The organism is Enterococcus italicus DSM 15952, assembly GCF_000185365.1.
Taxonomy (GTDB): domain Bacteria; phylum Bacillota; class Bacilli; order Lactobacillales; family Enterococcaceae; genus Enterococcus_G; species Enterococcus_G italicus.
This window is the reverse complement of sequence record NZ_GL622241.1, coordinates 688,397-702,892: the sequence shown is the minus strand read 5'-3', so window position 1 is coordinate 702,892 and position 14,496 is coordinate 688,397. Positions and strand designations below refer to the sequence as shown.

Genomic DNA, 14,496 nt, shown 5'->3' with positions numbered 1-14,496 from the left:
CCTTTAGTTAGTTAGGAAAAAGAAAAGGGGTTTTTTTGATGGAAAAAGCGAAGTGGACATTACCACAAGTTGTATTTTTAGCCTTACTGGCATTTTTATTTGGGGCGGTATTTATGGGGGCCGGCGTACTTTATGCGTTACTTGAAGCAGCATTGACACCATTTGGCTTCTCACCTTTTGCAAATGAAATTTTATTTGGGCTGTGGGTCATGGCAGCACCGGTAGCAGGTATGTTAATCCCAAAAATGGGAAGTGCAGTATTAGGTGAAGTTTTCGCCGCGTTAGCAGAAATGCTGTATGGCTCTTACTTTGGGGCGAGTGTATTAATCTCAGGGTTTATTCAAGGAATGGGGACAGAAGTAGGATTTATGGCTACTGGTTACCGTCGCTATGATACGCTGCCATTGTTTTATGGTGCGATTGGAACGACAGTGTTTAGCTTTATCTATGAATTCTTTAAATACGGTTATGCTACTTATGGCTTTTGGATGGTAGTGGCCTTGTTTGTGGTGCGTTTTGCATCGGTGTGCTTCTTTGGTATCTTTTTGACGAAACAAATTGTGACTCTTTTCCACAAGGCACAAGGATTGAGTGTGTCGCATTAATGAAAGGCATCGAGATAAACGAGTTAGTTGTTCAAAAAGAAGCTACTACTATTATCAATCAATTATCAGCCGACTTTTCGGCAGGCTCATTTGTTCTGTTGACAGGTGATAGCGGCTGCGGGAAGACGACATTGCTCCATACGGTGGCTGGGTTTGACGGATCGACCTATCAGGGAGAAATCTTGGTGAACGGGCAAAACAATGCGCAACGAACCATGACAGAAAAAGCTCAACAAATTGGGTTGATGTTTCAAAATCCTAGTCAGCAATTCACCATGCGGACGCTCCGCAGAGAGCTGATGTTTGCTATGGAGAATAGCGGCATTGCGATTGCAGAAGCAAAGGATCGGATGGACAAGGCGATTCATGAAATGAAGATGGAGTCCCTGCTGTATCAAGAGTTGGTGACACTATCTGGTGGGGAGAAGCAACGAGCGGCCTTGACGGTGTTGTTAGCGATGAATGCCCCTATCTTACTACTAGATGAACCATTCGCTAGTGTTGATCCGCTGTCAAGAAAATGGTTGATTAAAAAATTGGCCGATCTACGTAATCAAGGAAGACTAATCTTGATTGCTGATCATGAGTTGACCGACTACGCTCCTTTCGTCGATCGCTTTATCCGAATGGAAGGTGGGCAGCTGACAGAGCAATCTGTGTCGCAATTAGCAACGCAGCAACCGCTCGGCAAGCTCACACAAGCAAATGCGTCACAGACGACGCTTTTTACCTTGCAACAAGTGGCACTTCATCAAGGAACGAAACCATTAGTAACACCTCAAACTGTGGCGTTTAAGCAAGGAATTACTACGCTGACCGGTGAAAATGGCGTCGGGAAATCGACCTTATTGCGGGCGATGGTGCAGCTGCATCCATACACCGGCGCGATGTTTTTAGAAGACAAGAAACTATCCCGTCGCTTTGGGAAACAGAAGTTGTATGAGCAAATGACACTAGCGGTGCAACATGCGGAGCAGCAATTTGTCACGTTACACGTGGATCAAGAGTTGGCATTTCCGAAAGAGCCGAGTGAAGCGATTAAGCAGCGGCAACTTCAAGCGATGGAAGAGCTGGGGATCCAGCATTTACTGAACCGGGGCCTCTATCAGCTAAGCGAAGGACAAAAAAAGATGATCCAGCTGATTACGATGTTGAGTTTAGAGCGCAAGTTTTTACTATTGGATGAACCATTTACTGGCTTGGATGCGCGTGCGTGTCAGTACTTTGTGGACTGGCTTGCCCAAAAAAAAGAGCAGACGAATTTTTTAATCGTCTCTCATCGTCTTGAACCGTTAGTAGGTGTGAGTGAGCATCATATGCATCTATCTGAGCAGAAATTACAGGAGGTGGTGCACTGATGGAAGAGAAAATCACTGCGATACCTGCAATTATCTTTGCGGTGTTCTTTTTTACGATTGAAGTCTCGTTCACGTATTCGGTTTGGTTGAATGTGTATTTGTTCCTTGTCGTGTTGGGTTATTTCTTTGTGACGAGAAAATGGGGCTTCATATGGGTCTTACTATTGTTTCCTTTTATTCCAGCGATTACGACGTTTTGGTCGGTGATGATTCAAGGAGATGGTCTATCAGATGCGTGGGTCTTATTGACTCGGACGTATGCATTTGCGGCATTGGGCCTTGTTTTTGTCGCAGGAGTTGATTTTGAAGAATGTTTATTGGTGTTGGAGCAATATCGAGTACCGCCGACGTTTGTCTACGGAATCTTAGTCGTCGTGCATGCCGCACCAGAGATACGACGCGAAGTCAGCGATATGCGGGATGCGAGTCTCTTAAGAGGAAAGCGGCTTTATCCATGGTCAGCATATTATTATGTGAAGACGATTTTCTTAGCGATGAATTGGCGTGATCGGTATACGGAGGCGATGTATTCGCGGGGATTTATGGAGAATGGGACGCGGACTCATTTTGAAAAATGGCATCTAGCTCGGTCTGCAAGTATCTGGGCAATGGTATTTATTCTTGTGGGCAATGGTTTATTAATAGTAGAGAGTGTGGTGAGATGAGCGTGTTATTTACCGAGATTGTTAGAGCGCAAACAAAACCTTATTGGGAAGGGAGCTTTCTGCATCCATTTCTGACAGAGTTACAGGCTGGCACATTGCCAATGGAGAAATTTCGTTATTATTTGATTCAAGATTGCTATTATTTGACGCACTTTGCTCGTCTGTATGCACTGGTAGCTGAGCGGACGGCGATTCCTGAGTTAGCAGAGCAAATGCGGGAAAATGGGGCTCATTTAGCTGAAGGGGAACTACAAGTACGGGCGCATTTTTTTCAACAACTGGGGATTGATGAAAAAGAACTGCAGGAGACCGCGATTGCGCCAACTGCCTATCATTATGTGTCACACATGTATCGGCAATTAGTAGAGGCCAATGATTGGGTGACCGCTGCGAGTCTGTTACCGTGTTCTTGGTTGTATGCTGAGATTGGTCAAACCTTAATGCAAGCTGGCATTCAGTCACCAAATCCTTATTACCAGCAGTGGATTGAGACGTATGGTGGCGAAGAGAGTGCCATTGACAAAGAATGCGCCTTGCTCAATCGCTTGTATCAAGAAAGTTCGCAAGAACAACAAGAACAAATGGTTACTGCGTTTGTCATTAGTGCAAAAATGGAATATGCATTTTGGGAGATGGCCTATCAATTGGAAAAATGGCCAGCAGGAATGAGGGGGTAAGAAAATGAAGCAAACGATAAATGTCAAAAAAATTAGTTTATTAGCCATGATGATTGCACTAGATGTTGTGTTGTCACCGTTGTTTCGAATTGAAGGGATGGCACCGATGTCGAGTGTGATGAATGTCATTGCAGCGACGTTACTTGGCCCGCTTTATGCGACTATTATGGCTTTTGTCTGTGCCGTTATTCGCATGACATTATTAGGTATTCCGCCATTAGCATTGACGGGGGCATTATTTGGGGCCTTTTTAGCAGGTGTTGGCTATAAATATACTGGCAAAGTGTGGGGTGCGATGATTGGTGAAATTATCGGTACTGGCTTGATTGGTTCGTTGCTTTCGTATCCAGTGATGGTCTGGTTCACCGGTAGCCAGCAAGGCATGTATTGGTTTTTATATACGCCACGTTTCTTTGGTGGAGCGATTTCGGGATCGATTATTGGCTTTTTCGTATTGTTGAAATTAAAAGAAACACAACCATTTAGACGAGTACAACGACTGTTTGGAGGGATGAACAATGGTACTGTTTAATAGCAATGATTCGTTTCGTCGGTTGACACAAGGTGTTTTTCCACTCACCACGTCACCATTAGTGCAATGCATTACCAATGAAATCACCTGTGAGTCAATGGCCAATGCGTTGCTCTATATTGATGCTAAGCCGATTATGGCAGACGATGCGCGTGAATTTGCGGAATTATTTGATCAAACCAATAGCTTACTGTTAAATCTCGGGCATTTATCAGTGGAGCGAGAGCAGAATTTATTGGCGGCTGCTCGTTTTGCTGAGCAAACACAGACGCCTGTTGTGATTGACCTTGTTGGGGTAGCTGCTACCGAATTGCGGTATGAGTTGGCGCATCAGCTAGCTGCCTATCGACCGACTGTCATTAAAGGTAATAGTTCAGAGATGCGTGCCTATTGTGGCTTACAGAGCAGTGCGCGGGGAGTAGATGCTAGTGCTGCAGACCAAGAGGAGGAGCAGTTGTTGTTATTAGCTAAGGCGATGCAAGCTGATGCGAACCAACATCCAGGGACGGTCTATTTAGCGACGGGTGAAAAAGATTTGGTCGTATCAAGTACCCACGCCTCCTTTTTGGCAAATGGCGTTGCGGAATTGGATCGCTTTACAGGAACGGGCGACATTGTGGGTGCGTTAATTGCCGCATTACTTGGTGTCGGAAATGATGTGTTTGTAGCGACGATTACCGCTGTTAGTTATTTTAATTTATGCGGAGAAGCAGCGCGGAAGCGCACGACTGGCTTGGCTAATTTCCGTCAAGAGACATTGAATCAGCTGTCCTTATTGATGAATCAAGTAGATTGGGCGGCAGATATTCGAGGAGGTAGCTTATGGCAGACTACAGTTTATATTTAGTCACAGGTAGCTACGATTACGATGATCAGACCTTTTTACAAATTGTAGAGGAAGCCTGTCAAGCTGGCGTGACGATTGTCCAACTAAGAGAAAAGACGGGTACGACGCAGGCGATTTATCAAAAAGCACTGAAGGTCAAAGCAATCACGGATCGTTATGGCATTCCGCTAATTATTGATGACCGAGTGGATATTTGTCTAGCTGTCGATGCAACGGGTGTCCATATTGGCGATGATGAATTACCCGTCCATGTCGTGCGAGGCTTGATTGGTCCCACTAAAATTTTAGGTGTGTCGGCCAAAACGACAGCACGGGCGCGGCAGGCAGAGCAAGAAGGTGCCGATTACTTAGGGACTGGTGCGATGTTTGAAACTCAGACCAAACAAACACCAGTCACTTCATTTGAGACACTGCAAGCTGTGATTCAAGCAGTTAAGATACCGGTCGTAGCGATTGGTGGGATAAAAGAAGACAACCTAGCATCATTTCAGGATATCCCGATTGCCGGTGTGGCGATTGTCAGTGAAATTATGAAAGCGATAGACGTGAAGGAAAAGGTACAGGCACTTCAAAAGAAAGTAGCATATTGGAGGAGTGGAAATGAATGAGACGCCACAAGTCGTAACGATTGCCGGTTCAGACTCAGGTGGTGGTGCAGGTATGCAGGCGGATTTGAAAACATTTCAAGCACGCCATGCCTTTGGGATGAATATCGTCATAGCATTGACCGCACAAAATACATTAGGGGTACAAGAGAGTTACCCCATCCCACCAGCCTTTATTGATGCCCAGTTCGCATCACTGGCTGCTGATTTTCAGATCCGTGCAGCTAAAACTGGGATGCTAGCCGATCGTGAACACGTAGCGTGTGTAGTGAAGAACTTACAAGCGGTCGATTTTGGACCGTTAGTCGTTGACCCGGTGATGATTGCCAAAGGTGGGCATCCGTTATTAGAAGCCGATGCGATTACAAGTATTCGGACAGAGCTGTTGCCGCTTGCGACAATTGTGACGCCGAATATTCCAGAAGCAGAAGTGCTAGCTGATTGTGAGATACATACAGAGGCGGATATGATGAAGGCCGCCAAGATGATTCAACAATTTGGAGTCAAGCACGTCATTATTAAAGGTGGTCACCAAGTAGGAGAGCAGGCGCGCGATTATGTATTGTTTGCTTCAGGTGAGTCTAAGTGGTTAAGCGGCCCAAGAATTGAAACGCAAAATACGCACGGGACAGGCGATACATTTTCAGCGTGTATTGCGGCAGAATTAGCGAAAGGCACGCCATTAGAAGAAGCAATCTTGATTGGTAAACAATTCATTCAAGGGGCAATCGAGCAAGGCATCGCAGTTGGTCATGGCCACGGTCCGACCAATCACTGGGCGACCTTAAGTGAATCTATCAAGGAATCAAAGGTGTGACAGTAAATGGGCCTACCGTCAAACAATGGAGTATACATCGTTTTGAACCATAACATCCCAACACTAGTTATCGTCTTTCTCATTGGTTAGACGAGAAAGACGATAACTAAGTCGCAGTCGCAACGAACAAAAAGCCGACCCTACTCGCAATAGGGTTGGCTTTCGTGTGATTCATGTAAAATGTATCTCATTTCGTAAAGTATAGCGTGATTTTAAATTGCAGCCAATTAGCTAAATGTTAGATATATTTCATGCTCATATATGCATTCTACGCACTTTTCGGAATTTCTGTGCTCATGCACGAAGCTAATTTTTTGTCACAGCTTTATAATTATGCTTCTTCGCTACCCATGTATTTTGAAAGAAAAGCAGCCATTGCCGCACCAATTAATGGTGAAACAAGGTAAACCCAATAGTGAGTAAGAGCTGATCCGCCAGCAAAAATAGCAGGACCAAAACTACGAGCAGGGTTCAGTGAAGCGCCAGTGATGTTTAGTGCTAAGACGATTAACAAGCTCAACGTTACCCCGATTGCAAATGGTGCAAAATTGCCAACACCATATTTTTTGCTTGTCACCATCAAGATGACAAAAACAAACAAGCAAGTCGTTAAGATTTCAGTGAAGATGGCTAAGCCAACGCTACCACCGAAGTCTGTTTGACCATAGCTATCATTAGCTAGGCCTAATCCATTAATAAAGACGCCTAAAACCGCAGAAGCAACTAACGAACCTAAAAATTGAGCAATAATATAAAAAATAGCATCTTTTGATTCGATTCGTTTGATGATTACCATTCCCAATGTAACGGCTGGGTTAAAGTGTCCTCCTGAAATACCACCAACAGCATATGCCATGACAGTCACGGTTAAACCAAAAGCCAAGCCGATCCCTAAAGCGCTGTTTGGAGTATCTCCTGATCCAGCAATCACAACTGCTCCTGTCCCAAATAAGACTAAAGCAAATGTTCCGATAAATTCAGCAGCATACTTTCTCATGTGTATCCATCCTTTCATTTTCCAAGGCCAAAGACAGCATAGGATTAGTGATTGTTCAAAGAAAATATCTTGGAAATTTACTGTAAATTACAATGTAGATCACAAGTAGAGGATGCGCAGAGATTTTACACAAAGCTAAACGAAACTTAACATACGCATGCTAAACTGAAAGTAGCTTTCGAAACGAGTTTGTGATGGGATGCTAGGTAGCTAGTAGGAGGAAAAAAATGACGAAAATTTTTGCTCACCGAGGAAGCAAGGGGACACATCCCGAAAATACTTTGGCTGCTTTTGCAGAAAGTGTCCGTATTGATGTTGATGGGATTGAGCTGGATGTGCAGGTCACAAAAGATGGTCAGGTGGTTGTCCTTCACGATGAAACCATTAATCGAACGACGAACGGAAAAGGGCGGGTAATCGATCAGACTCTGAGGGAATTAAAAGCTGTAGATGCGGGTGGTTGGTTTTCTCTTCATTACGAGCATGAGCCAATACCCACTTTAGCTGAAGTCTTGGACTTATTGGCTGAGTTAAAGTACCAAGAAATTTTGACGATTGAATTAAAGACCGACCAGATAGACTACCCCCAGATTGAAGAAAAAGTCGTACAACTGACACATGCAAAAAATTGGCCCTTTACCGTGACGTATTCGAGCTTTAATTTATTGACCTTGCAGCGACTACATGAAATAGATCCAGTGACACCAAAAGCATGGGTGACCATTGGCTCGGTCGTGACGGTGGCATTCGCGAATTATTTTACGGTAATCAATCGAATCGATGCGAATTTTGCGTGGTTTATTCAATCTGAGTTGGAACTAGCAGACTTAGATAAAGACGTGTGCCCGTTTACGGTCAATAGTGAACCGGAGATGTGGATGTGTTTTGAGCGTCATGTCTATGGGTTTCATACAGATTATCCAGAGCAAGCATTGGCGTTAAGGAAACGATATGAAAGGGAACAATTGTCGATTGCGTCCGTATAGAAAGGGGAGACCCTTTCTTTTTCTTTTTTTTGATATCGTTTATACTAGAAAGAGTAAGTAGGAAGGGAAGAAAGAGTGTGACAATTAAAGCAGTAGTCGTGGACATGGACGGCACATTTCTAAATGACGAGAAAACATATGATCGCGAGCGATTTTTGGCAATCAAACAAGAGATGGAAAAACAGCAGATGCATTTTGTGGTTGCTTCAGGCAATCAGTACTGGCGCTTGGTGGATTATTTTCCAGATTTAGGTGAGCAATTGTTTTATATTGCCGACAATGGTGCGGATATTCGTTACCATAGCGAGCAAGTACGTGCCAAGACCATCGCCAAAGAATTTCATCGCCCGCTTTTAAACTACTTGAAAGACGAATTACCTGACCATCGCCTAGTCTTATCGGGCAAAAAAGGGGTCTATATTCACCATCAATTGCCTCAAGATTTTGTGGCGCACGTGAAGTTTTTTTATCGCCACATTACCCAAATTGATTTGCAACAGCCGATACCTGACGATATTTTTAAGTTTGCTTTAAATTTTCCAGCTGAGCAGCTTGCCAATGCGAATCAACAGCTACACGATGTTTTCGGTGAAGAATTAACGGTGGTGACAAGTGGCCATCAAGCACTGGATATTATTTCTAATAGTGCCGGCAAAGAAGTCGGTATTCGCGAATTGCAAAAGAAATTTCAACTTAATAAAGATGAAATTGCCGTATTTGGCGACAATATGAATGATGTGGGAATGTTTCGAGAAGTGACGCATTCTTATGCGATGGGTAATGCGTTGTTGCCGGTCAAAGAAGCGGCGTCTCAAGTAATTGGTTCTAATAACGAACAAGCGGTCTTAGACAAAATTGAAGAGTTTTTATAGGAGGTGCTGTGGATGGATGCCAAGCAGTTAAGAGTAGCAATTGAGCAAGATGAAGATAATCTGATATACACTAAGCAAGGCATTCATCCGCTGTACACTATCCATCCTGAGGCCAAAGTGGTAATCATCGGACAAGCCCCGGGGAAAAAAGCGCAAGCGTCACAGATAGTCTGGCACGATCAGAGTGGGAAACGATTGCGATCGTGGCTAGGACTATCTGATGAGACCTTTTATCAGTCGCACGACTTGGCCATTTTGCCGATGGATTTTTATTATCCTGGAAAAGGGAAAACGGGGGATTTGCCTCCGCGCAAAGCATTCGCAGCGAAATGGCATCCGCTTTGCTTAAAGCTGATGCCCGATGTTCAGCTGATAATTCTGGTAGGAAGGTATGCGCAGGCGTATTATTTGCCGCACAATAAGGCGAATTTGACAACGACAGTGCAGCAATTTCAAACATTTTTACCGCAGTACTTTCCACTACCTCATCCGTCGCCGTTAAATGGTCGCTGGTTAAAGAAAAATCCGTGGTTTGAACAAACGGTCGTACCACAGCTAAAAGAAATCATCGCAACATTGGTAAACTGATTAGCAAGGTTGAAACAAAAGCGTTTAGCTCTAAAAAATAAGTCAGAAATTCCGAAAATTGTTTTTCAAATTTTTGAGAATTTGTGCCTTATTTCAAGAGAGCTGCTTTTGCTACTAAAAAAAGGGAGTATGACGATTGTCACTCCCTTTTTTAGTAGGTCGAAGGATTGCGACGAGCAAAGTCATAAAAGCGGAATTTATCGATGCGGTGACGGCTTTCAGTGTACTGAAATTGCTGCGCATTCGCTAGAAATACGCGGCTATTAATAGCCGCAATGTGATGATCATTTTGATTTAGATCTAAGAGTCTACGGTCTTCATCTCGTAATTGATCGATACGAATTTCTTTTTCGGCAAAGGCAATTTGTAGATGGAGCTCTTGTTCGAAGTAACGATAGATGGAGTCTTCACCAATCTCCGTATCAAGGTAAGGAATGACTGAGCATAGTAAGTAGTCACGATCTAAAATCACTTTCGCATGGTCGATCTCGCGCGTACGAACTAGCTCCCATACCGAGCTATCAAGTACAAAGCCAGTCTTTTCCGCCAGCTCAGGAGTTACGACACGCTTGACGAGCTTCTCAACAACGGTGCGCCCATCATAACCATAAGAGTGTTGCAATTCTTGGTAGCTTGTCAGACCAGAGATGGGAAAGCGTAACTGCTCGCGCTTTAGTACCAGCGAGCCTTTCCCTTGGATTTTTTGAATGTATCCATTGGCCATTAGAAGGCTAAGTGCTTTGCGCACGGTATCGCGGGACACATTGTATTGTTGGCATAAATGATGCTCGCTCGGAAGGTACTCACCGGGCTTGACTTGTTCTTTTAAAATGCGATTTTCGAGTAATTGATACATGGATTCATAAGCTTTCATTATGATACCTCAACTTGTACGTATTTGTTAAAACAAGTATAAGGTAGATACGGTGAAAATTCAAGAAAACGTTTTATGAGAGAAAATTAATTTAAATACCAGTTTATTTGTTAGTTGACTGTTATTAATAAAACAAGTATGAATCAGTCAGACAAGAGTCCTTAGTTATTTGTAGCTAAGGAATACAAATATAGTTTTTTCTCTCATTTTATTCTCATTAATTATTTGTCCAAAAAGGTGAAAACGTTTTACAACAAACTGTTTAACAGGTATGATAAAAATATAGAACTTGTACCTACAAGTGAAAGGAGAAAGGTTATGGGTAAATTTGAAAAAGATGCAAAGTCGTTGATTGACCTCGTCGGTGGAAAAGACAACATTGCAGCGGTGACACATTGTGCAACGAGAATGCGGTTTGTACTCAATGATCCGAAGAAAGCTAATCAGCCTGCTATTGAAGAGTTAGATGCTGTCCGTGGTATTTTTACCAATGCTGGACAATTTCAAGTCATTATTGGAAATGAAGTGCCTTCTTTTTATCAAGAATTTGTAAGTCTTGCTGGGATTGAAGGTGGTAGTAAAGAAGATGTAAAAGCAGTTGCCAAGCAAAATCAAAAATTTTTCCAACGTGCGATTACTGTTTTAGCAGAAATATTCACGCCATTATTACCTGCCATTATTGTTGGAGGGCTGATTTTAGGATTCCGTAATGTATTAGAGGCTGTTCCGATGGGGTGGCTTGATGGGAAAACCATCACGGAGTCGTCTGTTTTTTGGAATGGAGTCAATAGCTTTTTGTGGTTACCAGGTGAAGCCATTTTCCATTTCTTACCAGTCGGCATTACGTGGAGCATTACTCGCAAGATGAAGACAACGGAAATTCTTGGGATTGTCCTCGGGATTACGTTGGTTTCACCACAGCTATTGAATGCATATGCGGTAAATAGCACGACTGCGGCTGAGATTGCGCAGAATTGGACCTGGGACTTTGGGTTCTTTACAATGGAAAAAATTGGCTACCAAGCACAAGTCATACCGGCAATGTTAGCTGGATTCTTGCTCGTTTACTTGGAACGTTTTTTCAGAAAGCATATTCCTGAAGCTGTCTCGATGATTTTCGTGCCGTTCTTCTCATTGATTCCGACGATTTTAGCAGCTCATTTGATTCTCGGACCGATTGGCTGGCATATTGGCTCAGCAATTTCGACCGTTGTAAATGCTGGTTTAACTTCTTCTGTCAATTGGTTGTTTGGTGCCGTCTTTGGTGCACTGTATGCGCCGCTCGTTATTACTGGGTTACACCATACAACGTTAGCCATTGATTCCCAATTAATTGCTGATTTTAAATCAACAAACTTATGGCCGATGATCTGTCTATCGAACATTGCACAAGGTGCGGCTGTTTTAGCTGTAGTCTTTGCTCACCGTGGCAACAAGAAAGAAGAACAAGTCTCAGTGCCATCAGTTATCTCTGCTTGGTTAGGTGTAACTGAACCGGCAATGTTTGGGATTAACTTAAAATACATGTATCCTTTTGTGGCGGCAATGATCGGTAGTGGTCTAGCTGGTATGTTTGTCACGATTTTCGGAGTAAGAGCTTTTTCAATCGGTGTCGGTGGACTACCAGGTATTTTAGCCATCATGCCGAAGTACTATCTGATTTTTGCCATTGGCATGATGATTGCCATTGTCGTACCATTTCTCTTGACGTTGATTTTTAGAAGAACAGGCTTATTTAACAAAATTGACCGCGTAGGCGAAGCGATTTCCCCAATCGATGCAACTTTAGAGCCAACGGTAGCGCCTGTAACAGTAGTAGATGAAGATATTTATGCACCTTTAAATGGACAACTATTCCCCCTAAGTCATGCAGTTGATCCGGTGTTTTCACAAGGAACGATGGGTCAAGGCATGGTGATTGAGCCGACTGAAGGCAGTGTGTATGCACCGGTGACAGGGGTGATTAGCTTATTGTTCCCAAGCAAGCACGCCATTGGTTTAATTGATGACCAAGGAGTAGAGATATTGATTCATGTTGGTATGGACACGGTGAATTTAAATGGTGCACATTTTACCGCACTTGTGAAGCAGGGTGACCATGTGACGCGTGGCCAAAAATTATTGGCGTTTGATTTAGAAGCAATTCAAGCAGCGGGCTATCAGACTCAAACACCAGTCATTATTACCAATTCCGGAGAGTATCAAGTCGATCCAGTACTAGAAACTGGCACAGTCGCGAAAGAACAAGCAATCATGCATGTGCAGTCACGCAACTAAGAACATAGAATGGAGTTTTCAAATGTCTTTTAAACAGAAAGTAGTGTATCAAATCTATCCGAAATCTTTTTATGACCACAATGGTGATGGGTTCGGAGATTTAGCAGGTATCATTGAGAAATTACCCTACTTGGCTGACTTAGGAGTAGAGATGCTGTGGCTAAGTCCTATTTACCCGAGCCCACAAAAAGACAATGGCTATGATGTGGCCGACTATCAAGCCATCGATCCTATATTTGGCACGATGGCAATCTTTGAGCAGTTGGTCGCTCAAGCCAAAACATATGGTATTGGTATTATGTTGGATATGGTCTTTAATCATGTCTCGACCGAGCACGAATGGTTCCAACGAGCGTTAGCCGGAGAGAAGAAGTACCAAGATTACTTTTTGTTACGCGATGAGCCGACGAATTGGCAATCCAAGTTCGGCGGTAGTGCGTGGGCGCCATTTGGCCAAACGGGCAAGTGGTACTTGCATCTATACGATGTGACCCAAGCCGACTTAAATTGGCGTAACCCTGATGTACGCAAAGAGCTACAAAAGGTATTGGATTTTTGGTTGGACAAAGGTGTGGAGGGCCTACGCTTTGATGTGATTAATGTCATTGGCAAAGATGAGCACATAAAAGACACGGCTGATGGTATTGGCAAAGCCGAATATACCGACCGACCCATTGCCCACGACTACATTCATGAAATGAATCGAGCCACCTTTGGCCCACGAGGTACGATCACAGTGGGTGAAATGAGCTCGACGACGATTGAAAATGGTGTTTTATACACACAAGAAACGCGTCACGAGCTATCGATGATTTTTAACTTCCATCATTTGAAAGTGGATTATGCAGCTGGTGAAAAGTGGACGACGAGTAAGTTTGACTTCCACCAACTAACCAAGATTCTCCATGAATGGGGCGAAGGGATGAGCGAGCACGACGGGTGGAATGCGTTGTTTTGGAATAATCACGATCAGCCTAGAGCGCTTAATCGCTTTGTCGATTGGCAGACATATCGCGTGGCTGGTGCCCAAGTGTTAGCGGCGATGATTCATCTGAATCGAGGCACGCCATTTATCTACATGGGTGAAGAAATCGGCATGCTTAATCCGACGTATGACACGATTGATGCATTTGATGATATCGAATCAAAAAATGCCTATCAGATGCTCATAGCTAAGGGCAAATCAGCGAGTGAAGCACTGGCGATTGTTCAAAGTAAATCGCGGGACAATGCACGAATTCCTATGCAGTGGCAAGCGAATAACGGTGGATTTACAACAGGAACACCGTGGCTTGCGCCGGGCGATTATGCGAATATTTCTGTCGAACAGGAGCGAAAGAATCCGCAAATCTTTGGGTTCTATCAGCGGTTGATTCAGCTACGCAAAATGTATCCGATTATTGCAGAAGGTAGCTATCAAGGCTATGAGAAAAATCATTCGCAAGTTTTTTCATTTATCCGAGAACTAGGCAATCAAAAACTAGTAGTAATGAATAATTTATCAGCTACAAACGCAACGATTGCTTTACCTGATGAATTTTTAGCTGGTCAGGTCCTAATCAGCAACCAAGAAACGCAAGTAATGAAAGACATGACGCTCATGCCATATCAAACTGTTGCCATCCTAATTTAAGAAGAGTGTCTGTGGGTGGTTTGAGCACCATGCAGTCGCCCTACTACATCCGAATAACAGCATTAGCTATAAGCAAGAAACCAGAAAGACCAAAAGTTTGAGAAACAGCTTGCGGATCTTCTGGTTTTTTGCATGGGATTGAATGATGCTGTCTTGAATTTCT

General features: G+C 43.5%; 15 protein-coding genes. 13 read left to right on the top strand and 2 right to left on the bottom strand.

Annotation, left to right across the window (positions count from 1 at the left end; genetic code table 11):
- The first annotated feature begins 38 nt into the window (after positions 1-38).
- From HMPREF9088_RS03295 to thiD, 8 genes are read left to right on the top strand one after another with little or no spacing between them, the layout of a single operon-like run.
- On the top strand, positions 39-605 hold the full coding sequence (locus HMPREF9088_RS03295; protein WP_007207714.1) for an ECF transporter S component: 567 nt from the start codon (positions 39-41) through the stop codon (positions 603-605).
- On the top strand, positions 605-1,963 hold the full coding sequence (locus HMPREF9088_RS03290) for an ATP-binding cassette domain-containing protein (protein WP_007207713.1): 1,359 nt from the start codon (positions 605-607) through the stop codon (positions 1,961-1,963). The genes HMPREF9088_RS03295 and HMPREF9088_RS03290 overlap by 1 nt, the downstream gene beginning before the upstream one ends.
- Positions 1,963-2,628: an energy-coupling factor transporter transmembrane component T family protein gene (locus HMPREF9088_RS03285; RefSeq protein WP_007207712.1), complete on the top strand. Its 666-nt coding sequence runs from the start codon at positions 1,963-1,965 to the stop codon at positions 2,626-2,628. The genes HMPREF9088_RS03290 and HMPREF9088_RS03285 overlap by 1 nt, the downstream gene beginning before the upstream one ends.
- 2 nt (positions 2,629-2,630) lie before the next feature.
- Positions 2,631-3,305: a thiaminase II gene (gene tenA / locus HMPREF9088_RS03280; protein ID WP_211205548.1), complete on the top strand. Its 675-nt coding sequence runs from the start codon at positions 2,631-2,633 to the stop codon at positions 3,303-3,305.
- A gap of 4 nt (positions 3,306-3,309) precedes the next feature.
- Positions 3,310-3,837, top strand: coding sequence for an energy coupling factor transporter S component ThiW (gene thiW, locus HMPREF9088_RS03275; protein ID WP_007207710.1), 528 nt, complete (start codon positions 3,310-3,312; stop codon positions 3,835-3,837).
- Complete coding sequence (thiM, locus tag HMPREF9088_RS03270; RefSeq protein ID WP_007207709.1) at positions 3,824-4,684, top strand: hydroxyethylthiazole kinase; 861 nt, start codon at positions 3,824-3,826, stop codon at positions 4,682-4,684. The genes thiW and thiM overlap by 14 nt, the downstream gene beginning before the upstream one ends.
- Positions 4,660-5,292: a thiamine phosphate synthase gene (thiE, locus tag HMPREF9088_RS03265; protein ID WP_007207708.1), complete on the top strand. Its 633-nt coding sequence runs from the start codon at positions 4,660-4,662 to the stop codon at positions 5,290-5,292. The genes thiM and thiE overlap by 25 nt, the downstream gene beginning before the upstream one ends.
- Positions 5,279-6,106, top strand: a complete 828-nt coding sequence (thiD, locus tag HMPREF9088_RS03260) for a bifunctional hydroxymethylpyrimidine kinase/phosphomethylpyrimidine kinase (protein ID WP_211205537.1) — start codon at positions 5,279-5,281, stop codon at positions 6,104-6,106. The genes thiE and thiD overlap by 14 nt, the downstream gene beginning before the upstream one ends.
- Before the next feature lie 331 nt (positions 6,107-6,437).
- On the opposite strand, the gene HMPREF9088_RS03255 is transcribed toward thiD, so the two are convergent.
- A complete protein-coding gene (locus HMPREF9088_RS03255; protein WP_143139655.1) occupies positions 6,438-7,103 on the bottom strand; it encodes an MIP/aquaporin family protein in 666 nt (221 codons plus the stop codon).
- Positions 7,104-7,330: 227 nt separating this feature from the next.
- Between HMPREF9088_RS03255 and HMPREF9088_RS03250 the strand changes: the two genes are divergently transcribed.
- From HMPREF9088_RS03250 to HMPREF9088_RS03240, 3 genes are all read left to right on the top strand, one after another.
- Positions 7,331-8,089, top strand: coding sequence for a glycerophosphodiester phosphodiesterase family protein (locus HMPREF9088_RS03250; RefSeq protein WP_007207705.1), 759 nt, complete (start codon positions 7,331-7,333; stop codon positions 8,087-8,089).
- Between the two features lie 77 nt (positions 8,090-8,166).
- Positions 8,167-8,961, top strand: coding sequence for a Cof-type HAD-IIB family hydrolase (locus HMPREF9088_RS03245; protein ID WP_007207704.1), 795 nt, complete (start codon positions 8,167-8,169; stop codon positions 8,959-8,961).
- Between the two features lie 12 nt (positions 8,962-8,973).
- Positions 8,974-9,549, top strand: a complete 576-nt coding sequence (locus HMPREF9088_RS03240; RefSeq protein WP_007207703.1) for a uracil-DNA glycosylase family protein — start codon at positions 8,974-8,976, stop codon at positions 9,547-9,549.
- Positions 9,550-9,700: 151 nt separating this feature from the next.
- Here HMPREF9088_RS03240 and treR read toward each other — a convergent pair whose 3' ends face one another.
- Entirely contained in the window at positions 9,701-10,423 is a 723-nt protein-coding gene (gene treR / locus HMPREF9088_RS03235) for a trehalose operon repressor (protein ID WP_007207702.1), read from the bottom strand.
- A gap of 318 nt (positions 10,424-10,741) precedes the next feature.
- Between treR and treP the strand changes: the two genes are divergently transcribed.
- Both treP and HMPREF9088_RS03225 read left to right on the top strand, forming a co-directional pair.
- Positions 10,742-12,700 carry a PTS system trehalose-specific EIIBC component gene (treP, locus tag HMPREF9088_RS03230; RefSeq protein WP_040366299.1) on the top strand — a complete coding sequence of 653 codons (1,959 nt, stop codon included), beginning with the start codon at positions 10,742-10,744 and terminating at the stop codon, positions 12,698-12,700.
- 22 nt (positions 12,701-12,722) lie between these two features.
- A complete protein-coding gene (locus HMPREF9088_RS03225) occupies positions 12,723-14,333 on the top strand; it encodes an alpha,alpha-phosphotrehalase (RefSeq protein ID WP_040366298.1) in 1,611 nt (536 codons plus the stop codon).
- Positions 14,334-14,496 lie beyond the last annotated feature (163 nt).